The organism is Guptibacillus spartinae (genome assembly GCF_028610625.1).
Lineage (GTDB): Bacteria > Bacillota > Bacilli > Bacillales > Guptibacillaceae > Guptibacillus > Guptibacillus spartinae.
In genome coordinates this window covers 50,553-76,097 of record NZ_JAQQWU010000011.1, presented here as the reverse complement: position 1 = coordinate 76,097, position 25,545 = coordinate 50,553, and the positions used below count along the sequence as shown (strand labels likewise).

Sequence of the window (25,545 nt, the reverse complement as noted above, 5' to 3'; positions counted from 1 at the left end):
ATCCCCTCTTCCTACTTATATAAATAGCTCAGTGCGCATGCTACCCATTGAGCATAACTTTCGTTTATTCTATTGGTTGCCTTTATAATGATAACCATAAATGAGACCGTTGAAAGGATGACTGGAATGAATCACAACAAATTATTTACTTCAGAAAAACTCGGAAAGCTTTCACTAAAAAATCGGTTTATCGTCGCACCTATGACTCGCATTACCGCAACAGATGACGGAAGTGCCACCACGACTATGCGCGATTACTATGAACGTTTTGCGAAAGGAGGATTCAGTGCTGTTATCACTGAAGGCATCTATACAGATGAGCTTTACAGCCAGGGCTATTTAAATCAGCCTGGTTTAACCAACCATAATCACATTGAAACATGGAAAAACGTAACTTCATCCGTGCATGAATACGGAACTTCCATCATTGCTCAACTGATGCATGCTGGGGGTCAAAGTCAGGGGAATGCTTATACAGATGTCACCGTTGCTCCTTCAACGATCCCACCAAAAGGAGAGCAGCTTGGGTTTTATGGAGGATCAGGATCTTTCAAAACACCGAAATCTCTTTCTTTAGATGAAATAAAGGAAATAAGGCACTCATTTAAAAAAGCAGCTCGTCATGCAGTGGAAGCAGGTTTTGATGGTGTTGAAATTCATGGTGCAAACGGGTATCTACTTGACCAATTTTTAACAGACTATTTAAATGAGCGTGAAGATGAATATGGTGGATCGCTTGAAAACCGACTTATGCTCTTAGCGGAAGTGATCGAAGATGTTCGAAATGAAGTTGGAAAGAACTTTACTGTTGGCATTCGTTTATCTCAAATCAAAGTTGCTGACCCAGCCTATAAATGGCCTGAAGGAGAAAAATCAGCAAAGCTCATCTTTTCAACGTTAGAAAAAGAACTTGATTATATTCACGTAACTGAGCCTGATGGCACTCAACCTGCTTTTGGAGACGGCACTAAATCATTAGCTGCTGCTGCAAAAGCCTATAGCTCTATTCCTGTCATTGCAAATGGACAGCTAGGTGATCCTGACAAAGCAAGTAGCCTAATCGAAAAAGAAGAAGCTGATTTTATTAGTCTTGGTACAAGCGCCCTCGCTAACCCTGATTACCCAAATCGCCTGTTAAACGGAAAAGAACTAAAAGTGTTTGATTTTGAGAGTACTCTCCTTCCTCTTGCCTCTATTAAAGAACATGAACTTAAAGAAGACATTATAAGAGACTAAGGAGTATAAGATCTCTCTGCAAGAATGATGAGGGAGAGAAGGCGTAAAGAAAAAACTATATTTAAAGCCTGCCGAATTCGGCAGGCTTTTTATGAGGCGGATTCATTTGAAGACAATGGCTCTCGATAATTTAACATGGTATCTAACAATGTTTTACATTGAGGCATTGAAAATTGAATAATTTTACCTAGCATAAAAGCAATAACAATACTTCCAATCCCAACAGGGCCTCCAAGTAACCAACCAAAAAACAATACTGCGATTTCGATTCCATTTCTTACCCAATCAATCCGCCACCCTGTTTTTTCAACAATGAGTAGCATGATTCCATCCCTTGGTCCTGCCCCTAGTCCAGACGTTACATATAAACCGATACCATATCCGAGAACAACAATACCGACTATAAATACAATTCCCTGAGAAAGCAGCGTCACTGGATCTGGGAGAATATATAAGAAGAAATCAATAAATAAACCGAGCAAAAGCATATTTAAAAAAGCGCCTAATTGTGGCATTTTTTTTGTGTATAGTGATGTGAATGCAAGTATAATAAATCCAGTAATGATAGACCAGCTACCAATCGTTAAGCCAAATTGCTTAAATAAGCCATAATGAAACACGTCCCAAGGACCAATTCCGAAAGCTTTTCCTTTAATTGTCATGGCAATACCTAGACCAAGTACAGCTAGACCAACCAAGAAAAAACTCCATCGAATCATTTTATTTCGCACTATAAAGCACCTCTTAAACCACACAATTTCAAACCTATGAAACTATATCATAGGAACGAAAACATAAAAACCACTCGGTAAACTAGGGAATGAAGCACATTGTTTGCCCAGCCTGGAGTCCATGTAAAGTGATGGAAAATAAGTGGTTCATCAGGAAAAACGAAATAAAATAGAAAATAAAAAAACTGCCTGATGATGTCATCAGGCAGCGATCTTCTTTTTCATTCTATTAGTCAAGAACTGTTACAGTAACTGTCTTACGACCAAAGTCTAATGCATCTTGTTGGTCGGCCATGAATAAATCAACTCGGTTACCCTGGATTGCGCCGCCAGTATCACCTGCAACTGCTTCTCCGTAACCTTCTACATATACTTTAGAACCTAGTGGGATGACATCAGGGTCAACAGCGATTACTTTTTGATTTGGATTAGCTCTTAAATCAATACCAGTTGCTGTTACGCCTGAGCAACCTGCACAGAATGCAGTGTAAGCTGTAGCTTCCATCTGAATTTCTTGTCCACTTGCCTGAGAAGATTTGCTTTCAGTGTTTGATTCTTTTGCAGGCGTGGAATTAGAAGTAGTAGATGTTTGAACTGCTTCTTTATTTGTTGCTTCTTTTTTAGCTGGTGCTTCTTTCTTAGTTGATGCTTTTGGTGCAGGAGCACTTCCGCCATTAAGTACAGACCAAGTATTTTTACCTGCAATACCGTCTACTGATAGACCGTTGTCAGCTTGGAAAGCACGAACGGCTTGTTCAGTAATCGGGCCATAAATTCCGTCTACTGTATAGTTATAATAACCGCCAAGCTCTTCTTGTAGTGCTTGTACCTGATGACCGCGGTCACCTTGTACTAGCGTACGCATAGCTTGTCCATTATTTACGCTTTGCATTGCTGAAAATGTATTTGGACCTGCGATGCCGTCAACTGCAAGACCGTGTTCTTTTTGGAATTGCTTTACAGCACCTTCAGTAATTGATCCGTAGTATCCTGTAGATTCATCATAGTTGAAATACCCTTTGGCAGACAGTACATCCTGTAACTCGACAACGTCGCCGTGTTTTTCACCATAAGAAAGTGTTTGATCTCCTAGTGCCGCCTCTGAAACTACCGGACTAGCAAACATCATTCCAGCTAGTGCTGTGGATGTAACCACGTTTCTTACAATGTTTTTACGAGCTACCATGTATACATTCCTCCTGAGAGTTTTAATATTGGTGTTGGTTTGTTTATCTCTCAATCACCCATGTTCCACATGATAACAGGCAAATATAACACAGTGATTTTAGTCCAATAACAAGTCAGTTACATAAATATGACAGATTAATACGGTTTTTATAAACTTTGCACAATATAGTACTATATACCTATTTACGTCAGGGTTTTATTACAAATATGTCAAAAAACCAGTAAAATCACTAGTTTTAGGTTCTTCACTAAGAACAAAACTCTATCAAATCTTTTAAAACAATCAATTGCAATCTAATGCTTAGTTCTTTTAACCTATCATCTTATCGGTCACATGAAAGTTTTCTATTTGAAAAGGAGTATCTAATTCATAAAGTCTCCTATAACGGTCACTCGCCAATAACAACTCGTCATGCTTTCCTTCCATGACAATTTCACCATCTTGCATGAATGCAATATCATCCATGCTCTTCATCCCTACAAGATGATGAGTTACCCAAACAATCGTATTCTTTTCAAGGACACGAAAGATCGTAGATAGCAAAGCTTGCTCTGTTCGTGGGTCAAGCCCAACAGTTGGTTCATCTAGTAAAACAACAGGTGTATCTTGTAAAAGAATACGAGCTAGAGCTATGCGCTGACGCTCTCCCCCAGAAAATCGCATCCCTGCTTCATGCATCGATGTTTGATAACCTTCAGGTAAAGAAACAATAAAATCATGAAGTTGAACGCTTTTCGCAGCTTCATAGACCTCTTCATCTGAAGCAGACGGCTTACCAAGGCGAATGTTATTCAATACCGATGTATTAAAAAGATGCGGCTGTTGGTTCAGCACACTGGATAGATTATCACCCTTAAATTGGGAGGTTACTACACCGTCTATCGTTACCCTCCCTTCTGAAGGAGAAGTAATACCTTTTATAAGCTTTAGCAGAGTTGTTTTCCCAGAGCCGCTTGGACCTATAATAGCGAGTTTTGTTCCCTGAGGAAGATCAAGGTTGATATTTTTAAGAATCCATTGCCCTTCCTTTGTTTGATAACTCACTTTCTCACAACGAAGATGACTGTTCTTCCAAACACTTTTCATGATATGTTCTTCTTCTGAAGGCTTCTCCAATGATACTTCTTTCAAACGAGTAAGCGAATCTTCATATCCAGGAAGTTCACTTACAGCATCAGATAATGGAAGAAAGGCCTCTGTTAATGGAAAAAGAATCAGAACAAATGCGGCAATTAGCGTATGAGAAATCTGCCCATCCAAACTCTGATTTCCTGCCCAAACAAGCATAGATAAAACCATAATAGCTACAACACACTGAGCAGCAAAATTTCGATAAGAAAAGAAGGATGACCGATGTCTCTCTTTCTTACAAATTTCCGCGTCCTCTTTTTCAACATTTTTAATAAAGGATTTCTGATGACGGCTAAATAGCCAATCTCCCATTCCAACAACACCATCTGTTAGCGTGCTGTAGTGAGAGCTACGACAACTTTTTAGCTTTGCTACATTTTTACGGGTAACCAATAAAGACACTAAAGGAAAGAGAACGACGAGAATAGCACCATAAATAGCCATTAAACCTGCAAATGCCCAGGAAAAAGATCCTAGCAATCCAATCGTGACAGCATATAAAAAAATTCCGATCACAGAAGGAAAAATCGTCTTAACGTAAACATCCTGCAAATATTCAATGTCTTCGGCCATCACACCAAGAAGATCACCAGTTTTGATACGAGCTCCTTCTTTTAAAATTCTCGGTTCAATGGTTTCGTATAAGCGGGTGCGCATATGTGAAAGAACTTTTAGAATAATGTGGTGACCTAGCAACTTCTCACTATACCTTGAAACGGCACGTAAGATGCCAAACGTTCTTACCGCAACAATCGGCACATAGATTAATAGAAGGTTTTCCGGTCTAGTGGCAGCTTTAGAAATAAGAAATCCGGATGTAAACATAAGAAAAGCTGCAGAAAAGACCGTCACTATACCCAGTAAGATGACAAGCGAGAAGAGCTTTGCATTTTCTTTTAAATATGGAAGGATCCATCCCTTCTCCATTATGACACCCCCTCAACTTGTAAACACACCATTTGATAGTAGCTTCCTCTACGAGACATCAGTTCTTCATGAGAACCAACCTCAACCAACTTTCCTTTTTCAAGCAGTAGTATTAGATCCATATCCATCATCCAATGCAGACGATGGGTGGCTATGAAAACAAGTTTATCTTCTAATAATGGAAGGATTTTTTTCTTTATCTCGTATTCTGTTTCAACATCGAGCTGGGCGGTTGGTTCATCAAGAAGCAGAATGGAGCGATCTTCAAGAAAGGCGCGAGCTAACGCGATCCTTTGTGCCTGACCACCGCTTAATTCTCTTCCACCTTCCCCGATCAATTCATTTAAGCCATTAGGAAGTTGATCAATCACTTTCCTCAAACCAGCTGCTTCTGCAGCGCGTTCGACTTCTTGTAATGAAGCATCGAGGTTATAGAAACGAATATTGTTTGCTAACGTATCATGAAAAAGATGTGGGTGCTGCGGGATATAGAATAACTGTTTCTGCCATTCATCATGTTTTAGATGGGTCAATTCCTGCCCACTTAACTCAATTCTCCCTTCACTTCCTTCAAGAAATCCTCCTAAAACATCAATTAAGGTCGATTTACCAGAACCACTTTCTCCAATAATCCCTACTTTCTGCTTTCCTTTTATTGAAAATGAAACGTTTTGAAGAGCTTTTCTTTCAATGTCATGATTGACGGAAAGATGCTGGACCGTTAAAAGATCTTTATCGGACCATTCAGGAATCGCTCCACTTTCTTCTTTAAAATCTGGTGTTTGAATCATATCCAATAACCTTCTTCCTGCTTCTTGCCCATCTAGTGTGGCATGATAATCATTTCCTAACTCACGAACGGGAAGAAAAAATTCAGGAGATAGAATTAATATCGTAAGAGCAGGCAATAAAGAAATCTCTCCTTCTACAAGTCGCAATCCAAGAAATACAGCGACTGTAGCAATTCCTAACATTGTAAAAAAATCAAGAGCAAACGAAGAAAGAAAAGCGACTCGAAGCGTACTCATTGTCGATTTTCGATATTTCTCACTCACTTCTTTCATACTTCCAGCGTGCTTTCCACTCAACCCAAGGTACTTTAGCGTCTCGAGTCCGCGAAGGGAATCAACAAAATGATTGGATAAAACACGATGAGTATGCCACTGCTTATCTGCCTTCTTCTTTGCAGCTAATCCAAGTAAGATTAGAAAGCCGATCAAGATTGGCAGAGTTAAACTTAAAATAATGGCTGACGTTACATCAAGAGTCCAGACATAGACAAAGACAAGCGGAGCAATAAAAAGCATGCCCGTTAATTTAGGCAGAAACAACTCCAAATAAAGGCGGAATTGTTTGACTCCATCAATTAGTAATGTCACAAGATTCCCAGTCCCCGATTTTGCTGAATAGCGTGGACCTAACGCAAACAATTTTGAAACAGCTTCTTTTTTTAATGAAGAAGTCGTTTGAGCTGCAAACCGATCGATTACTCGGGTCATGATCAACTTAATAAGATGCCTGATAATAAAAGCAGCGAGGAAGCAAAAAACAACAATCAAAATCCGCTGCAGTGTTTCTCCATTAAAGAGTCTTGTTACCGCTTCTGCTAGCCACCTTGCCTGCAAAATAATCGCAGTCCCTTGAAGAACAGTTAATACAGTTAGGATAAGCAGCACCTTTTTGACGTCTTTTATTTGAAATAGAATTTCCCCCATTAGTAAATCATATCCTTACCATCTACACGCTTTCTGAACACATAGTAACTCCAGATTTGATAACCAAGGACAAAAGGAAGAAGGGTGAGCGCCACGATGGTCATCACCTTTAAGGAATAATTTCCAGAAGAAGCATTATAGACGGTTAAATTATAAGCGGCATCAATTGAGCTAATCATTACGCGGGGGAATAATGCTGCGAAGATGGTAGAAACTGTTAATGCGATCCCAGCACCAGTCATTCCAAACGCCCACCCATCACGCTGCTTTTTCAAAAAGACAATCGCCAACAAGTAACTTAGTACAATCAATCCAACAAGCAATACACTCACAACACCACGGTTACTGAATAAATCCGTTTCAAAATTAGAGAGTCCAACAAAAGCAACTAAGGAAACCAATACACCATAAATCATTTTTCTCGCTAACTCGCGCGCACGCTCCTGAAGATCACCAACTGTTTTAAGTGTAAGAAACACGAGTCCGTGTAAAAAACAAAGCATTGTTACTGTTATCCCCCCGAGAACGGTGTAGACATTAACATAATCACTAAATTTAGCATGGATATTCATTTGTTCATCGATTGGCATTCCTCTTAAAATACTTGTAAAGAGGACACCAAATAGAAATGGCGGCATGATACTTCCCCCAAAAACAACCCAGTCCCAGGATTTGATCCACTTAGGAGTATCAACCTTTCCTCGAAATTCAAAAGCAACACCCCGACCAATGAGTGCTAGAAGAACAAACACGAACGGGATATAATAACCACTAAACATCGTCGCATACCAGTGAGGAAAGGCCGCAAAGATGGCTCCACCCCCTGTTAGCAACCACACTTCATTCGCATCCCAAAATGGACCAATCGTATTTACCATGATTCGGCGCTCTAGCTCATTTCTTCCGAGGAAACGACTCGCCATTCCCACACCGAAATCAAACCCTTCGAGAAAGAAAAATCCAACAAACAAAACAGCTACAAGTATAAACCACAATTCATTAAGTGCGATCATAAATAAGCCCCCTGATCAAACGGATCAACTGCCACTTCTTTGTCCACATGAGCGGTATGTTCAGATCCTTTTTTAATTTCACGAACGAATAAGTAAACGAGTAAAACAGCAAGAACCGTGTAGATGGCTGTAAAGGATAGGAAAGAAAACAACAATGACGCTTTTGATACGTTTGGAGAGACAGAGGCTGATGTTGTCATCATTCCGAATACTGTCCACGGCTGCCTTCCGATTTCCGTCATAATCCACCCGGCTGAATTTGCTATAAAGGGAAATGAAATGAGCCATACCATTCCTTTCAAGTAAAATCGGCTATACTCAAGCTTTTTATAGAAATTTAATAACAGTCCGAGGAAGGAAGTGAAAATCATCAGCATTCCAGCACCAACCATAATGCGAAAGCTCCAGAAAGTCGTTTTAACTGGAGGAATATAATTCCCCTCTCCGTATTTTTCTTCATACTCTTTTTGCAAGGTCTTCATACCCGGTACTTCACCACTGAATTCTTCGTAGGCAAGGTAACTAAGTGCATAAGGTATGTTAATTTCAAAAGCGTTTTCTTGATTGGTGGAGTCAACCAGCGCGAAAGCCGTCCAGGCTGCGGGATCACCACTGTCTTCCCATAGCGCTTCACTAGCCGCCATCTTCATTGGCTGTGATTCCATCAAATGCTTCGCCTGTGCATGACCACTAAATGCAACGCCCATACCTGAAATAAATGCCACAATCATGGCAATGTTAAATGACTTTTTAAAAAATGCGACTTCCTGTTTACGGAGAATTTTATACGCACTTACCCCTCCGATAAAGAAAGCACCAGTTGCTAGTGCACCAAAGATTACGTGGGGAAATTCGACGAATAGCTGTGGATTTGTTAGAAGTGCGAAGAAGTCATTCATCTCTGCTCTTCCGTTTCGAATTACAAACCCTACTGGCTCCTGCATAAATGAATTTGCCGCTAGAATCCATAACGCCGACATTAACGTTCCTAGTGAAACGAGCCAAATGCACATTAAATGAAGTTTCTTAGATAAGCGATCCCATCCAAAAATCCATAATCCTATAAAAGTGGATTCCATAAAGAACGCAAGTAACGCTTCAATTGCAAGTGGCGCTCCAAACACATCCCCTACAAACCGTGAGTATTCGGACCAGTTCATACCAAACTGAAACTCCTGAATAATCCCCGTCACAACCCCTACAGCAAAGTTAATCAGAAACAAATGCCCCCAGAACTTTGCCATGCGCTTATACATGTCGTCTCCTTTCACAACATAAAGCGTCTCCATAACGGCAACAAGAAACACAAGACCGATGGACAACGGAACAAACAAAAAGTGAAAAATAGTCGTCGATCCGAATTGTAGCCTTGCTAAAAATAGTTCACTCATACCAAGTCCCCCTCAATTCTTTCAAGTGATTGTTCACACATGCACAAAACAAAGCATGTACTTTCAATCACTATTTAGATAATTTCTCCTATGACATAAGTCGCTCTTAACTTCTTCTTAAGATTACATCAGACGTTAAAACGAGTGATGGGATGAATTTGAACGGTTTTTGTCTGTCGTGTGTGCGAATTTCGACAGTTGAATTAGAAAGAAAGAAAATTGTGAGGGATGTCACAGACTGAGAAAAAATGAGTATTAATTCGACAGAAAAGAACATTATTCGGGTGGTGCCAGGCACTTTTCCTCAATTAACCATTGCTTTATTTGGCGTATTTAAGCTATATTTGAATTTGTGTTTTCCAAATCAAAAGCGCTTTCATCGAGATACAATGAAGCTAGAGTAACTGGAGGCAAACGTTCAATGAAAATGTATTTATATCCCCTGCTTGTCATTATTGGAGCGAGTAGTTACGGGGTTGTATCCACTATTATTAAATTAGCAATGGGCAGTGGCTTTACTGCATCCGAAGCCGTTACAAGCCAATTTTTTATCGGTTTTGTCATTGCAGTGCTGATCTTTCTTATTACTAACCGACAAAAGCTAAGTTTCGCAGGTATTAAAATCCTAATTTTCGCGGGGGTTTTTACAGGCTTAACGAATATCCTCTACGGTCAATCATTAAATTATTTACCAGCATCCCTTGCTGTCGTATTGCTCTTCCAATTCACCTGGATCGGCATGTTGATTTCAAGTATTACGAAACGTCAGCTTCCAACTCGTATGGAAATGCTATCACTTATTATATTAATAGGTGGAACGATTCCTGCTGCTGGACTTTTGGATGCAGATTTATCCAACATCCCTTTTCAAGGCTGGTTATGGGGACTTGGAGCGGCACTTTGTTATTCGCTCTTTCTTTATTTTAATGGGAAAGCAAACGCTAAAATGAATACCTCAAACCGATTGGTCATCGTATCGTTTTTCGCATTCTTGGTGTCAGCAGTTTTTCAATCTCCAGAGATTATTTGGAACGGAACATTGCTGGCAGAAGGTCTTTGGATCTATGGAATTGCACTTGGCCTCTTTGGAATGATCATTCCTGTATTTCTATTTTCCATCGCCATTCCTAAGGTGGGCCTTGGAAAATCCTCCATTCTAAGTGCGATTGAACTTCCGATTGCTGTCATGGTTTCTGTCATCTTATTAAGTGAAACAGTATCCATTGTGCAAATTGCAGGTATTGTGATCATTATCATCGGCATGACGCTGCCAACTCTTTTCAGTGAACATATAAGCATTAGCAGGAGAAAAATAGTGGAACAACAATAATGAAAACACCTCATCCAATTTGGATGAGGTGTTTTTGATTTACTCTTCATTTGAATTCCATAGGTCCAACATTCATTTCAAACGACCCATCTTGATACAAAAGTGGTGATCGCTCCGTCCCACTTTTCGAATATTTCTCCACATGACTAACACTCATATCATGAGGATCAGTGAAATCAATCTTCGCAATCGCTACCCAATAAGCAAAGTTATTCTTTTCAAAAAGTGGAGACGTTACGTTTTGGCCCATTTGGTTATCAACAACTGCTTTTGCCTTCATAGATTTAAAGCTTCCTATTCCATTAGATACCGCACTATACGCAGAAAACAACACATACTTTAGCTCTGACGGTTTATGGACAACTACCGTTTCCTTTCCTGCTCCTTGTGCATCCCCATCTAACGTAATGTACGGTTCTTTATGCGCATGGCCGGGCGTCCTATAGTACACTTTTCCTTCCGTACCATCTTTCAGAACATAGAAGCAATACAAATCCAAGTCTTTCTTACTTTTCCATTCAAGCGTTGCAACTACTTTCTCTGACTTCCTAATAGAGATTGCCTCTTTTTTCTTTAACGTAACCGTTAGTGGAACCACCGCTTCCGGTGGCGACTGTATTGGCGGGTTAGGGGTTAATTGCGGCTTTTCTACCTGTTGTTCGCTACTTTCAACCTCAATGCCGAAATTCTCACAAAGGGCGGCTAATCCACCAAAGAAACCACTCCCAACCGCACTAAACTTCCAATCTCCATTATGTAGATAGAACTCTCCTACAACAATCGCCGTCTCTTTCGTTAATTCTTCCCCAAAAGTAAACGAAACGAGATTCTCTCCAGTCGATTTATCTGTCATACGAAGCGACAATGAAGATACTTGACCAAAATTCTTCCCTCTTTCTTCCCCTTCATGAATCGTTAAGGTAAAAGCGATTTTCCTAATGGAAGAAGACAACCCATTTAAAGATATGTGCGTTTCGTTTCGAAAATCTCCCTGCATGACTTGCTTCACACTTTGGTCAACACTTTCAGGCTGACCATAAAACAAGAAACTCTCATCACCACTGCATTTTCCTGTTTCATTTAAAAGAAACGCAGCTGCATCTACTTCAATTCCTGTATGATCATGCTGCCAATCTAGCGTTACAATTAGGTCCGATACACTTCTCCCTTTCGTAATCGGGACCTTTTGACCTCTACTAACAATCATTCGATGCCCTCCCCCTAATCTATTATTACCCTCTATCATTATACCTTATATTGGTAAGCAGGACGGTGGGACTGGAAAAACTGCTCCACTATGAAAATCCCTGGTGCCATTGTAAACAAACCCTAAACATATCTAAATATAGAAAAGGAAAATAGACAGACTTCCAATCATTAGTCCAGAGCTTATCGGTACTCTTCTAGAATATAAGAATGTGGTTCACTCCATCCATTGACTTTTTCATCAACTATTTTTATACTTAAGCAAGTAAATAGTATGTGTAGCAACTAAAAGGGAGAGTTCTCATGTGAAGCTATCATTTCAAGAATATATTAGTATTCAAATTCATAAAACGGATCTCAACCTGACTAGTTTTATTAAACAAAAATTAGAAGGGTTTAACTTAGCACCAGAACAAAATTTAATTATGCTACTGCTCTGGGAAAAGGACGGCTTAACGCAGAATCAACTTGCTCAAAAACTCGGTAAGGATAAAACAAATATTGCGAGAATGGCAACAAATCTTGAAAAAAAAGGGTTTATCAAACGAATAACGCCTTCCAACGATCGTCGTTCTCTACAACTTTACTTGACTACTGCTGGTAAAGAGCTCGGTGATAAGGTCCTTCCTATTTCAGAGGAGTTTGATGAGATCGTCTGCAAAGGGCTATCTCAACAGGAGATAAGAGAATTTGAAAGAATTCTTTCCAAAATCAATGAGAATGTACAAAACTCCAGATAACCTGGATGTTTTTCCCTAATAGTTGCTACAACAACCAAAAAGATGGAGGATTTATTTTATGGCTAATGTTTTATTCATCAAAGCGAATTCACGTCCGATTGATCAATCAGTGAGTGTAAAGCTTTATCATACGTTTTTAGAAAGCTATCAGAAAGCTCACCCTAACGATACCATTACAGAACTTGATCTCTACAAAGAAAATCTTCCATATTATAATACCGATCAAATTAATGGGATGTTCAAACTCTCTAAACAACTGGAGTTAACAGAAGAGGAAGTGGTTGCTACGGAACAAGTAAACCATTATTTACATCAATTCCTTGAAGCAGACAAAATCGTTATTGCATTTCCACTATGGAATTTTACGATTCCAGCTGTCCTGCATACGTATTTCGACTATTTGGGTCAAGCAGGGAAAACGTTCCGTTATACCGCTGAAGGTCCAGTCGGATTATTACCCGAGAAAAAAGTTGCCTTGCTAAATGCCAGAGGCGGTGTATATTCTGAAGGTCCTTCTCAAGCTTCAGAAATGGCCGTTAATTATGTTAAAACGCTAATGAATTTCTGGGGCATTGAGGATACAACCAGTATCATTATTGAAGGACATAACCAATACCCTGATCGCGCTGAGGAAATTATTGAAGATGGTCTTGAAAAAGCAACAACGCTAGCAGTTGGCTTTTAATTTATCCTATTAGGGAAGCCCCCTACCGAACATATCGGTAGGGGGCTTCTTATTGTAATTATCTTTAAACAGCAGGAGGCCCGAATTTCCCATTATGAAAATCACGGTATGCCTCTTTAATTTCTTCCATTGAATTCATAACAAATGGCCCATATTGAACAATGTCTTCTTTAATTGGAGCACCAGAATAGACTAAAATCCTAGTACGTCGACTCTTTGAAGTAATCGCCAGTTGACTTGATAGATTTGCACTTCCATGCTCCTCATAAGATAACGTGGCAGCTCCATGTTTTTTAAGGTTCACCTTCTCTGCTCCTAAGTCCACCTCGCCGCCCAGAACGTAGAGAAAAGCATTATGGTTTTCAGGAAGATGATGCGTGTAAGTAGCTCCCTCTTCAAGGGTAATCTCCGCTAACGTAATTGGCACTAATGAACGAAGTGGTCCTTCCTCGTCCAACAGATTACCGGAATAAACTCTTACGTTTCCGCCCTCTACATTTACTAATGGGGCATCTTCTCCATACACATTCTGATAACTTGATTCTGAGGTCTTTAAACCCTTAGGTAAATTCAGCCAAAGTTGGAGCGTGTGCGCTATATCATTGTCTACGCCTTCTTCAGCATGCCTTGCTCCACCCCCAGCATTCATATACTGAACATCACCAGGCTCAAGAATTTCTCTAGCCCCACCGTTATCAATATGTTCCAATCTCCCATCGATAACATACGTAATCGTTTGAAAGCCACGATGAGGATGATCTGAAAAAGTTCCTCTTTTAAACCAATCCTCTGCCATCAGAATAAACGGGTCAAAATCAGCCGAACGATCCGGAGGCAGTACCCAGCCTTTCTGAACAGCAGGAAATTGACCTTCTTCATATGACACATACCAGTGATCTTTTACACTTCTTTGAAAAAGTTGATTTGATGAAGTCAATTTACTCCACTCCTTTTTTTAATACTATTGTAAGGATAACACCTATTAGTTGCTATAGCATCTAATAGGCATCAAACGACTCCACACATTCATCATTTTTCATAATAATGTCGATCTTTGCCACTTTGTCCTCTACACCTTGTCCAAGAAATCATACATATAAATATCCAGCAAAGTTTTTCAGCTGGCTCACTAAAGACTTCATAAAGAAGGAGGTAGGAAAAGTTGAGTGAATTGAAAACTATTCTGTCTGATGGATTAAAAAAGGAAAATCGAAATACTTTGTTGGATCTTCTTTTATCAGATGTACTAAAGAAGAACGGGGTTTCAGAAAAGGAATTAAATTTATCAGTTGAACAAAAACAAAAAATCAAAGATGTATTTGCAACTATTCAGAAACAGGTTGATCAAATAACAAAATAAAAAGGAGTTTTTTATATGAGAGACGTTTGGGTACGCCGTGTAGACTGTGGAAAGCCGGTTAACACGACTAACAATAATACGAAAGTTACTAGACAGTGGAACGCACTTGATGCTTCATGTTGTCATCCATCTTTTGCAGATAAAACCATTGAGCAGGAAGCAACGGAAACTTCTAAAACGGTTCAGTATTCAGAGGAATCGATTACAATTGTAGATTCATGTGATATTAATATTTCTTCAACTGACTTACAAGCTGCTATTTCACTTCAAGTTGCTCTTCAAGTTGCAATTGGGTTAGTACTAAGCATCTCACTTGGAGATAACGAGCAAGCTGACCAAATTGCTCAAGAACTGTTCCAAAAAATTTCAGTAAAACAAATCAATCGCCAGCACACATTTATTGAAAACTCAAGAAATGTCACGATTGCTACGACAGATGCTGACCTGACGATTAACATTCAAGTATTGCTTCAAGTATTAGTTGCATTATTGGTAAGACTTGATATTCTATAATTGGCATCCATATCTAACACTCCATTAAAGTGTTCGGATATTACTCCCCGGAATATAAGATACCAATTATCGTTTTCAATGAGTCTATCAAATTAAAAGCTCAATAATTTATAAAGCTACGCTCGGATTTTTCAGTGCGTAGTTTTTATATTGTATTCTCCCCTAATTATTTAAGTTACTAGATATCAATTTAATTATTAATATCTAGTCCTTAAGTTACAAATAAAGCGCTTCCTCTTTGTTTTCTTAATTCAAAATTAATTCATATCGAACATTTACTTATTCCATATCTTATAAAATTAATCCATAATTTACATTTTTATGTTTATTAACTGGGAATTAAGGGGTAATATGTCATAGTATATAAGTTTCATTTTTTGACAATGTGTGCATTTATCCTATCAAGTTATTACAAATTATGCTAATTATATATAGGAAAGACTCATGCATTTCTAAAGGTATAATGCACACATTACTAATTTAAGAGGAGTGATTGTGAATGGCAGGACAAATTCGAGTAACCCCAGAAGAACTAGAAAGTATGTCTCACCGTTATTCAGCAGAATCAGACAAAGTTGGAGAACAAGTGAATAGCTTAAATGAAATTATGGGTCAGCTTAAAGGAATGTGGGAAGGTGAATCAAGTCGTGCTTTCGAAGAACAATACGAAGCGCTTAAACCTTCATTTCATCAAATGCAACAACTGTTAGAAGAGGTTTCTACACAGCTTAAAAGTACAGCTAGATCTCTTGATGAAGCTGACAACCAAATTGCTAATCAAATTCGCGGATAAGCGACAAAGAATTGATCGGGAGCGCTTAGGCGCTCCTTCCTTATGAGGTGAACAATATGTATATTGAAGTAACTGTTGATCTTCAACGTTATAAAAAAGGTCGTTTTCTTGACCTCAGGCTATCAAACTATCATTCAGTGAAAAAACTTATAGAAATTGTGTGCCAAACCGAACAAATCGATACTCCTCCTCTTCAGACGCAATGGATCCGCCTTATGAATAAGCATAAAGTTGTAGCCGCTAATGAACGTTTGATTGATGCTGGAATTATGACAGGAGATCGTATTGAAATACTTTGAAGGAGATCACTGCCATGTCAACTCAAATGGAACCTTATCTTGAAAGCCAAATAGATGCAAAGATCATACATGAAAAAGAAGCTATCACTTTTCTTTTTCAGAAAGAAAAAATTAAATTTGATGAATTAGCAGAAATTCATTTCCTAAGCGAGATGGATACTGGAATTCCCAAAACAATCGATATAAATGAAGATGAAGTAAGCATTCAGCACACGCTTTCGCCTTCAATTACTACACTTCCAGACCGGTTGAAAGAAATGAACGAGAGTGACCGCCTTGCAAGTGCCTATCAACTCGTTCAAAAAGTGAAGGATCACCGCTATACACGTTTAAACTTGATTGTTTGTCCAGAAAATCTGGTCCTGGATCAGGGATTAACACCATATTTTCTTCATTTTGGTGTAAAAGAAAGCCTTCCTCCATATGAAACCGATCCCGAACGTGTTCTGAAAGAAACCCGAGCGACCGTTGCCGCAATGATAAATCCAGCGCAATCATTTGAACAATACCTATATTATTCGGACACGCTTACACTATCAAAAGAACTAAAACAAGTGCTTCAAGCCAAAACCCTTCATGAGCTTCACCCAATCATACAATCACAGATTGATCACTTACATACGAAAGAATCTGAATTTATTAAAGTGAAGAAAAAGAAATGGAAAACAAGTCGATATCTCCTTTTAGGTGTATCAATTTGCTTATTACCTGCTTTACTTTACTCCCTTTACTCGTTATTTCTACTTCAACCAAAGCAGGAGAATATCGTTCAAGCACAAGAAAACTTTTTAACAAATGAGTACAGCGAAGTGGTCAATTCGCTTCAGTCTTATGAGATTGATGATATTCCTAAGGTGACGCAATATCAGCTTGCCCTCTCCTACATCATTAATGAATCTTTAACGGATGAGCAAAAAGAGAGTGTCCGGAATACAATCTCTCTCCAGTCTGATCCGAAGTACTACGCGTATTGGATTCATATTGGGCGAGGCGAAGCAGAACAAGCTTTAGAAATCGCTCGGTATCTCGAGGATCGTGATTTACTCATGTATGGCATTCTAAAGCGTAAAGAACAGGTAAAAGCAGACTCAGACCTAGTGAGCGAGAAGAAACAGCAAATGATCAATGAGTTAGAGCAAGAATTTGAAGAATATGAAGCCGAAATAAAAAAACAGCAGGAAGAAGAACAAAAAGAGCAGGAAAAAACAAATCAGGAAGAGACAAATAATGTGGACGTACAAGATGAAAAAAAGCAAGATGAACAGAAAAAAGAAGAGAAGTAGATTGGAGGTGAACGAATGGAACAAGTATGGGTATTCTTTCGTGATACGTATCAAACGATGGAACTAGATAGGGAGTCAAACCACCCGATTACAATCGGTGCAAATATTAATCACTCATTTACTATTCCTTCTTCCAAATTGGATGAACATGTCTACTCTATTAAGTATAGTGATCAAAACTACCAGTTATTTAAAGATAGCCACGAACTGATGACAATCACCCTAAACGAGCGTGCCACCTTTCAACTAGGCGATGAAGAAATTGCAATTATGATCACACCGAAAGCAACGAAGCATGTCTATTATGTTGGTGACCAAACAGAAATTACTTTTTCTAAAGCTTTATCTGAGGTTCAATTGAAGCACCTTCCAGAGGACGTTAGCCTAACCCTTTTCCGCGATAGGAAGGATTGGACGGTTAACGCCTCAAGTAAGACAACCGCTTACCAAAATGGTTCCCACTTACATAGCAAATCAACCTTTCAGATCGGCGATGTGCTTTTCTTTGAGATGATGTCAGTATCGTTACTAGCTGAAGATATGATTGAAATATTTAGTCCAATAGGATTTGAAACCTCTCTACCAAAGGCTTCCATCCCTTCTTCAGAAATGAAGAAAAAATATCCGAATTATCGTCGCACACCAAGGATGATGTATGAACTACCTGAGGAAAAGATTGATCTTTCCTTCCCTACTCAGGAGTCGGATCGAAACAATCGAAGCTTATGGATGATTATCCTTCCACCTTTAATGATGTTGATCGTGATGGGGTTAGTCGCCATTCTTATTCCTAGGGGAATCTTTATTCTGATTTCTGTAGTGATGTTTGCAACCACACTTGTTACCTCAACTGTGCAATATTTCAAAGATAAAAGTCATCAAAAGAAAGCAAAAGCACGAAAGAAACGAATCTACAAAAGATATCTTGAAGATAAACGACACGAACTGCATGAATTGGCTCAAAAGCAACGTAAAGTGCTTACGTTCCACTTCCCTAGTTTTGAGCATATGAAATATTTAACAGAGCAAGTGGCCGATCGCTTATGGGAGCGTAACCTTGAAAGCCCGGATTTCCTTCAATTTCGTCTAGGAACTGGAACGGTTCCGGCAAGCTATAAAATTTCGGTTAATTCAGCAGATATGTCCACACGAGAAATGGATGAGCTATTGGAAGAATCACAGAATCTGAAACAAGTTTATAATGAACTGCATTCGCTTCCGATTACCGCAAACTTATTTCAAGGTGCAATTGGTCTAATTGGAAAAGAATCTGTTGTAAAGAATGAACTCCATCAAATCATTGGACAGCTCGCCTTTTTTCATAGCTATCATGACGTTCGGTTTGTCTTCATTTTTCATGAGGAAGAATATGCCGAATGGGAATGGATGAAATGGTTACCGCACTTTCAAATGCCTGGATCATTTTCAAAAGGGTTTATATATAATGAGCAAACCCGAGATCAGCTCCTATCATCAATTTATGAAATGATACGTGAACGGGATTTAGAAGAAGATAAAGAAAAGCTACGCTTTTCACCACATTACGTATTTGTTGTTTCGAATCACAACTTAATCTCAGACCATGTCATTTTAGAGTATCTAGAAAATGAACATACGCATCTCGGCCTTTCTACAATTTTTGTTGCGGAAGCAAAAGAGAGCCTCTCCGATCATATTCATACGCTCATTCGCTACATCAACAAAAACGAAGGTGATATTCTTATTCAAGAGAAAAAAGCAGCTGAAATTTCATTTGAACTTGACCATCACAAACAACATAACAATGAACATTTTTCTCGAATGCTAAGAACACTTAATCACCAGCGAGGCATTACGAATTCTATTCCTGATAAAGTTTCCTTCTTACAAATGCTGAATTTGGAGGATATTGACGAGTTACCTATTTCAACTAACTGGGTGACAAATCAGTCCTCGAAGTCGCTTGCAGCCCCAGTAGGACTTAAAGGACGACAGGATGTTGTGGAATTAAATCTCCATGAAAAAGCCCATGGCCCCCACGGCTTACTTGCCGGAACAACTGGGTCTGGTAAAAGTGAATTTTTGCAAACATACATTCTTTCACTTGCGGTTCATTACCATCCACATGAAGTGGCATTTCTATTAATTGACTATAAGGGTGGCGGAATGGCTCAGCCATTTAAACAAATTCCTCACCTGCTAGGAACAATTACAAATATCGAAGGAAGTGAAAATTTTAGTACCCGTGCACTCGCTTCCATTAAAAGCGAATTAAAGAAACGACAAACGATTTTTGATCAGTATGAAGTGAGTCACATAAACGACTATACAGTCCTTTATAAAAATGGTGTAGCAGATGAACCGATGCCTCATCTCTTCTTAATTTCAGACGAATTCGCTGAATTAAAAACAGAAGAACCTGAGTTCATTAAAGAGCTTGTCAGCGCAGCTCGAATTGGCCGGAGTTTAGGCGTTCATCTCATTCTTGCCACGCAAAAACCTGGTGGTGTCATTGATAATCAGATTTGGAGTAACGCTCGATTTAGAGTTGCACTAAAAGTACAGAATGTTGAAGATAGTCGTGAAATCTTAAAAAATGGTGATGCGGCATCACTTACCGTTACAGGTCGAGCTTACTTACAGGTTGGGAACAACGAAGTTTATGACTTATTCCAATCTGCCTATAGCCGAGCGACATATATGGAAGATACTTCAGATATGGAAGATGAAGTTGCATTAGTAACGGATCTTGGCCTCGTCCCACTATCAGAACTTTCTTCTTCAAAAGAAAGTAAGAAAAAGAAGCAAAGTGAAATTGAGGTTATTGTAGATAAAATTGTAGATGTTCAGCGAGAGCTTGGCGTTAGAAGGCTATCGAGTCCATGGCTTCCACCACTGGAGAAACGTTTGTATCGTCATGATTTTAACTCTGACAAACAAAGCATATCACTCGCTTTATTAGATGAACCAGAAAAACAATCTCAGTCTCCGTATGATTATGAATTAATCAAAGATGGGAACGTAGGTATATTTGGGTCATCAGGATTTGGAAAAACGCAAACGATTTTAACGTTACTTATGGGGATCGCCTCTACCAATACGCCTGAGGAAGCACAATTTTACATCCTGGATTTCGGAAACGGTGGTTTATTATCAATTAAGAATTTGCCTCATACTGGCGACTACTTCTTAATCGATGAAGAGAAGAAACTAAATAAATTACTTAAATTTATTCAAGAAGAATTTTCAAGGCGGAAACGACTCTTTCAGCGTGAAGAAGTTAGCTCGATTACAATGTACAATCGACTTAATGAAAAGCCTCTTCCTCTTCTCTTCATTACAATTGATAACTATGACCTCGTTAAGGAAGAGTTGATGGATCTTGATCCGATATTCACGCAATTTGCACGAGATGGGCAGTCGCTTGGTATTTATCTCATCTTAAGTGCAACCCGACTCAACTCTGTACGTCAGGCGCTTATGAATAATCTAAAAACAAAAATTGTTCATTATTTATTAGATAACTCAGAAGCTTACACCATTCTTGGAAGAATTCCTTTTGCTCCTGAAGCTATTCCAGGTAGAGCCATTATGAAGAAAGAGAAAACACATTTTGGTCAAATTGTGTTACCTACTAAAGGCGAAGATGATTACGAACAGCTTGCATCCTTAAAAGATGAAGTCCAGATGCTTCAAGAGAACTATCATGATGCAAACAAACCAGAAGCCATTCCAATGTTGCCTACAGAACTTACTTTTAAAACGTTCAAAACGTATATTCCAGCATCGTCCAAAAGCGCTTATCCAATTGGATTGCATGAAGAAACGGTAAAGCCTGTTTCTCTCTCTTTTGCTCAGACCTCCCATTGCCTCGTGCTTGGACAGGCCCAAAAAGGAAAGACGAATATCATGCGTCTACTTACACAGCAAGCAATACAGCAAGAAGAAAATCGTATAGCCGTATTTGATTCAATTGATCGTGGGCTTTTTCATTTAAAAGACGAAGAGAAAACAACTTATCTAGAAACGAAGGAACAAGTTGAAGAATGGCTCGAAGATGTCTTAACAGAATTTAAATCTCGAGAAAATTCCTATTCTGAAAGTATGAATAACAATGAGCCGCTCCCTACATTTTCGAGGATACTCCTCTTCATAGATGGATATGGCCGTTTTTCTCAAACAATCGGATCTGTCCTCCAGGATCAAATCACATCTATGATGAAGAACTACAGTCATTTAGGCTTAAGTATTGTAGCATCTGGGAGTAGCAACGAATTAACAAAAGGTTATGACCCGCTAACAGTTGAATTAAAACAAGTTCGCCAAATCATTTTATTAATGAAGAAATCCGATCAAACTCTTATCAATCTTCCTTTTGATCGGAAAGAGCCAGATATTAAAGCTGGGTTTGCTTATTATGTGCAAAGTGAAAGCGCACAGAAAATTCAGGTACCACTTGTGCAAATAGAAAGGAAGGTACATGCGTGAAAGAGAAAAAAAGCATCTTTAAACTCATACTCGTGACAGCGATCATATTAGTTCTTCCACTCATTTACTTTACTTCGATTGGAGAAAATCCAATGAAAACGAAAGAGAGTGCGACGAAAACCATTGCTGTCATTAATGAAGATACCGGAACCGAAGAAGACGATGAAACCGTAAAATTTGGAAATGACGTCCCTCCACTTCTTAAGTCTGAATCGGAATACAATTGGGAAGTCGTTGGACGCAGTGCGGGAGAAAATGGTTTAAACAACCAAAAGTACGATGCCGTTGTGTACATCCCTTCCACTTTTTCTGAGAAGATTCTAACGTACGATGAAAACCAGCCTGAGCAAACAAAATTAGAATACACTGTACAAAATCAACTAAACGCTATTAATAAAGAGAAAGTATTGCTTGAACTTGAACAAGCAACAAATCGTGTCAATACGAAGATGTCTTCTCTTTATTGGAACTACGTCTCAAATGATCTCGTGAACATCCAACAAGAATTTGATCAAATCGTAGAGAAAGAAAAAGCTTTCCAGCAAACGATGCTTTCCTTTTATACACCTAGTTCCAAAGATTTAGCTCAGCAGATGGAGCAACAAGTTTCAATGCTTGCCACTCTACAATCAACTTCAAAAAATGCTGAGGAACGTGCAGCAGATCAAACCGATACAATGGAAGGCTTTCAAGAAAATCTAACAAACTTTGTTACTTATACAAATGACTATCGCGAATATCAGCAGAAGCAACAAGAAATTCTCGAACAAATTCAAGCCGATTCAGTCGCTTCCATATCACAGGCGACTGAAATGCCTCAGCCTATGTTTAGGAACAACAAAGAATTGTTTGAAGGTAAGTCTGAGAGCGTTCTTGAAAACATGTCTCAAGTTGAAAATCAAATGATTCAGCAGCAAGAAATGTTTGCTGGTCTAAAAGAGCTTCGATATAACCAAGTTGAGCGTCAGGTTAATGATTTCTATACCCTACAAGAACGTATTCTTAATTACTATCAGCAGCTAAAAGATTCAATGATTTTAAATGAACTAGAAGGTGAAATCGCAACGCTAAGTAATAAGCTCGGTGATGGAGATGAGATTGTTATTCCCGATGATCCTGAACTTCCAGAAGTACCTGAAGATCCAGAAGAACCGGGTGATCCAGAAGATCCGGGTGAAGAAGAAGATCCAACTGAAGACCTTATGAAACTTCTAAAAAGCTTACAGGATGAAGAGCCTCCTGTGATTGATGAAGAGGGAGAAACAAACGGTCCTACCCCAGTTGATTTAAGTGCAGAACGGAACGAACTATTAGCCATTGCTCAAGAAATTGTAACGCTCCAAGAGACGCTAATTTCGCTTGAGGAGCCTAAAGTAGAAGACTTGCAAACAGCATCAACTAAACTTCTAACTCTTAATGACCGTATAAAGCAAACTGAACAACAGCTGCTTGCTAAAGAAGGCGGCGAAAATCCACTTGATGGTGAATTAGAAGAATTAAAGAAGCTCATTGAAACACTAACGACAGAGAATAAAAGTTTACTGAAACAAATTGAAGAACTAACAAAGGAAGTCGAGAAGCTAACGCAAGAAAATGAAACGCTCTCGTCTCAAAAAGAAACGTTAATGGAACAAGTTGACGTGTTAAAAGAATCCAATACTGAACTAAAAGACTTGCTTGTAATGGTATCTGATAAAATTTATCGAATCTCCGAAGGAATTAACGAGAAAGAAAACGCAATACTAGCATCACCTGCTTTATCACAAGCTAGAAAAGATTCGTTATCGGTCTATTTCCAACGTCCCATTAAAGGGGCAAACTTAACGGATGTTCTTCAATATTACGCCTATTTAGATCGTTACGAGGCAACGCTTAATAGCATGCTTTCCAAGAACAAAGTGAAGGAAACTGTTCTGCAAGACAATGACCTTCGTGAAGAAGTCAATAGCATGTTAGAACTAACGAATAAAGAAGAAGGTCAATGGGATGCAGTTGGTACTCAGGTACCGAAAACAAGCGATGCTCTCACGACACTACAGGATGATTTTACTGTCTTTTTAGCAGACTATAAAAATGTCCTCGACACACAGCAAACAAAATTGCTTGAAAGCTTGAATGGCATTGAAGAAGAAGCTGACAATGTTCTAAATCAAATGCAACAGGCTCAGCAGCAATCACCTGACGAATCTGCACAGGGAACACAAATTATGAGTAATCACGATCAGGTGAAGAGCCAAATGGGATCGTTATATAATTGGATGGATTCAATTGAAGATAGTCAATCTGAGATATTATCGTACACAGATGAACTCCAATCTAGAGTAGCTGAAGTGCAAACAGATGCCAACACGCTAAACAACAAGTGGGAAACGAACGTAGCTTCTACCCTTATGATCCGCGATGACGTCTTTAACGTTATGGGGAATGCCTTTGTAGATGGTCAATCCAATGATTATGTCTATGATTTTCTTGCTACCCCAATTGATGTCACAGGAAGCGTCTTTACCGACAAGAAAGACACAAACCTTCCACCTGTTGTTATTTTATTCATTATTCTCTTAAGCAGCTTGTTAATTGGTTATGCAAGCTACTATTTCCAGCATGGTCCATGGTGGTTACAAAGTATTTTATTTTTAATGCTTACTAGTATTGTAGGGCTTGTGATTAGCCTCTACAGTTTATCGATTTATCCATTAGGAAACGATCGTTCGATGGAATGGACCATCTTTACAATCTTACTATTATTAAGTTGTGCAGCGTTCATTCGCGTAGCCTTTATGAGTCACCATTTAATCGGATGGCTTGTTACCGTTGGCCTCGTCGCTTTGTTTGTCACGCCTTTACTTGCTCTTTCAACACCAAACTTTAGCTTTACTGACCCAATGTCTCGCGTGTATATGTCTATCCAGAACAGTACTCAAACGCTCTTTTCAGAAGGCGCGATGATTTTATCCGGTATTTTGATCGTTCTGATTATTCTTCAATACGCTCTAAACAAGCGATCAAGGATACAAATAAAAAAGGATGAGGCTCATGAAGCCTAAAATAATCGTTCTGTTCGCATTGGTATTCCTCTGCTGTCACATCATTCCAGTAGCAGCAGAGGTTAACACGGATATCAACGAGCTATTGCCAAATGAATACAAAAAGAACAAATTCAAGAAAAACACTGATTTAATTCATGATTCATCAAACATGAAAGAAATGGAAGAGATATCGAAAGAACAGCAAGCCATTTCTTTTACTGGCGAAAAAGTTTTTAACCCAGACGATACTCGAAATGAATTATTTCTCTCAATGAGTAATGAAAATAGTACCATTAAAGATAAAGCTGAGAACCTTAACCTTTTCTCAAAATCAGAGACTACAGCTTTTGCTTCGAATAGCTCTATCGAAACAACATCATCCTCTTTTCAACTCTTGATTGGAATTTTAATAGGAGTTTGTATCGTTGTATTGATCATTGTATTAACGATCTATCATCGCCTTTCTTCATCCAAAAACTAACCGCACAGAAAAAGCTACGGTCCTCTTAT

At 38.9% G+C, this 25,545-nt stretch carries 20 protein-coding genes; 12 read left to right on the top strand and 8 right to left on the bottom strand.

Going from position 1 to position 25,545, the window contains the following annotated elements; genetic code table 11:
* Nucleotides 1-126 precede the first annotated feature (126 nt).
* Complete coding sequence (locus PQ511_RS17295; RefSeq protein WP_273853173.1) at nt 127-1,236, top strand: NADH:flavin oxidoreductase; 1,110 nt, start codon at nt 127-129, stop codon at nt 1,234-1,236.
* A gap of 89 nt (nt 1,237-1,325) precedes the next feature.
* Here the strand turns inward: PQ511_RS17295 and PQ511_RS17290 are convergent, their stop codons facing one another.
* From PQ511_RS17290 to PQ511_RS17265, 6 genes are all read right to left on the bottom strand, one after another.
* Nucleotides 1,326-1,955, bottom strand: a complete 630-nt coding sequence (locus tag PQ511_RS17290) for a YczE/YyaS/YitT family protein (protein ID WP_420541730.1) — start codon at nt 1,953-1,955, stop codon at nt 1,326-1,328.
* A 241-nt stretch (nt 1,956-2,196) separates the two neighbouring features.
* Entirely contained in the window at nt 2,197-3,153 is a 957-nt protein-coding gene (locus PQ511_RS17285) for a peptidoglycan-binding protein (protein WP_273853172.1), read from the bottom strand.
* A gap of 312 nt (nt 3,154-3,465) precedes the next feature.
* Nucleotides 3,466-5,217 (bottom strand): thiol reductant ABC exporter subunit CydC, encoded by a 1,752-nt coding sequence (gene cydC / locus PQ511_RS17280; protein WP_273853251.1) that lies wholly within the window; start codon nt 5,215-5,217, stop codon nt 3,466-3,468.
* Nucleotides 5,214-6,929 carry a thiol reductant ABC exporter subunit CydD gene (gene cydD, locus PQ511_RS17275; RefSeq protein ID WP_273853171.1) on the bottom strand — a complete coding sequence of 572 codons (1,716 nt, stop codon included), beginning with the start codon at nt 6,927-6,929 and terminating at the stop codon, nt 5,214-5,216. Before cydD ends, cydC begins: the two co-directional genes overlap by 4 nt.
* Nucleotides 6,929-7,942, bottom strand: a complete 1,014-nt coding sequence (gene cydB / locus PQ511_RS17270) for a cytochrome d ubiquinol oxidase subunit II (protein ID WP_273853170.1) — start codon at nt 7,940-7,942, stop codon at nt 6,929-6,931. The genes cydD and cydB overlap by 1 nt, the downstream gene beginning before the upstream one ends.
* Nucleotides 7,939-9,333: a cytochrome ubiquinol oxidase subunit I gene (locus PQ511_RS17265; RefSeq protein WP_273853169.1), complete on the bottom strand. Its 1,395-nt coding sequence runs from the start codon at nt 9,331-9,333 to the stop codon at nt 7,939-7,941. Before PQ511_RS17265 ends, cydB begins: the two co-directional genes overlap by 4 nt.
* Nucleotides 9,334-9,760: 427 nt before the next feature.
* Here PQ511_RS17265 and PQ511_RS17260 point away from each other — a divergent pair, with 427 nt between their 5' ends.
* Complete coding sequence (locus PQ511_RS17260) at nt 9,761-10,663, top strand: EamA family transporter (RefSeq protein ID WP_273853249.1); 903 nt, start codon at nt 9,761-9,763, stop codon at nt 10,661-10,663.
* 46 nt (nt 10,664-10,709) lie between these two features.
* Here PQ511_RS17260 and PQ511_RS17255 read toward each other — a convergent pair whose 3' ends face one another.
* Nucleotides 10,710-11,870, bottom strand: coding sequence for a TerD family protein (locus PQ511_RS17255; protein WP_273853168.1), 1,161 nt, complete (start codon nt 11,868-11,870; stop codon nt 10,710-10,712).
* A 304-nt stretch (nt 11,871-12,174) separates the two neighbouring features.
* Here PQ511_RS17255 and PQ511_RS17250 point away from each other — a divergent pair, with 304 nt between their 5' ends.
* Entirely contained in the window at nt 12,175-12,609 is a 435-nt protein-coding gene (locus PQ511_RS17250) for a MarR family winged helix-turn-helix transcriptional regulator (RefSeq protein ID WP_273853167.1), read from the top strand.
* 58 nt (nt 12,610-12,667) lie between these two features.
* Complete coding sequence (locus PQ511_RS17245; protein ID WP_273853166.1) at nt 12,668-13,294, top strand: FMN-dependent NADH-azoreductase; 627 nt, start codon at nt 12,668-12,670, stop codon at nt 13,292-13,294.
* 64 nt (nt 13,295-13,358) lie between these two features.
* Here the strand turns inward: PQ511_RS17245 and PQ511_RS17240 are convergent, their stop codons facing one another.
* Nucleotides 13,359-14,231: a pirin family protein gene (locus PQ511_RS17240; RefSeq protein ID WP_273853165.1), complete on the bottom strand. Its 873-nt coding sequence runs from the start codon at nt 14,229-14,231 to the stop codon at nt 13,359-13,361.
* A gap of 225 nt (nt 14,232-14,456) precedes the next feature.
* Between PQ511_RS17240 and PQ511_RS17235 the strand changes: the two genes are divergently transcribed.
* The 8 genes from PQ511_RS17235 to essA all read left to right on the top strand — a co-directional run bounded on the left by PQ511_RS17235 (nt 14,457) and on the right by essA (nt 25,516).
* Nucleotides 14,457-14,654, top strand: coding sequence for a spore coat protein (locus tag PQ511_RS17235; RefSeq protein WP_273853164.1), 198 nt, complete (start codon nt 14,457-14,459; stop codon nt 14,652-14,654).
* Nucleotides 14,655-14,669: 15 nt separating this feature from the next.
* A complete protein-coding gene (locus PQ511_RS17230) occupies nt 14,670-15,167 on the top strand; it encodes a spore coat protein (RefSeq protein WP_273853163.1) in 498 nt (165 codons plus the stop codon).
* A 499-nt stretch (nt 15,168-15,666) separates the two neighbouring features.
* The gene (locus PQ511_RS17225) at nt 15,667-15,960 is read left to right on the top strand and encodes a WXG100 family type VII secretion target (RefSeq protein WP_273853162.1); all 294 of its coding nucleotides are present in this window, start codon (nt 15,667-15,669) and stop codon (nt 15,958-15,960) included.
* Between the two features lie 56 nt (nt 15,961-16,016).
* Nucleotides 16,017-16,259, top strand: coding sequence for an ESX secretion system protein YukD (gene yukD, locus PQ511_RS17220; RefSeq protein WP_273853160.1), 243 nt, complete (start codon nt 16,017-16,019; stop codon nt 16,257-16,259).
* Between the two features lie 14 nt (nt 16,260-16,273).
* Complete coding sequence (gene essB, locus PQ511_RS17215) at nt 16,274-17,542, top strand: type VII secretion protein EssB (protein ID WP_273853159.1); 1,269 nt, start codon at nt 16,274-16,276, stop codon at nt 17,540-17,542.
* A 15-nt stretch (nt 17,543-17,557) separates the two neighbouring features.
* Nucleotides 17,558-22,009 (top strand): type VII secretion protein EssC, encoded by a 4,452-nt coding sequence (gene essC / locus PQ511_RS17210; RefSeq protein ID WP_273853158.1) that lies wholly within the window; start codon nt 17,558-17,560, stop codon nt 22,007-22,009.
* Nucleotides 22,006-25,053, top strand: a complete 3,048-nt coding sequence (gene esaA, locus PQ511_RS17205) for a type VII secretion protein EsaA (RefSeq protein ID WP_273853157.1) — start codon at nt 22,006-22,008, stop codon at nt 25,051-25,053. Before essC ends, esaA begins: the two co-directional genes overlap by 4 nt.
* Complete coding sequence (essA, locus tag PQ511_RS17200; RefSeq protein WP_273853154.1) at nt 25,043-25,516, top strand: type VII secretion protein EssA; 474 nt, start codon at nt 25,043-25,045, stop codon at nt 25,514-25,516. The genes esaA and essA overlap by 11 nt, the downstream gene beginning before the upstream one ends.
* Nucleotides 25,517-25,545 lie beyond the last annotated feature (29 nt).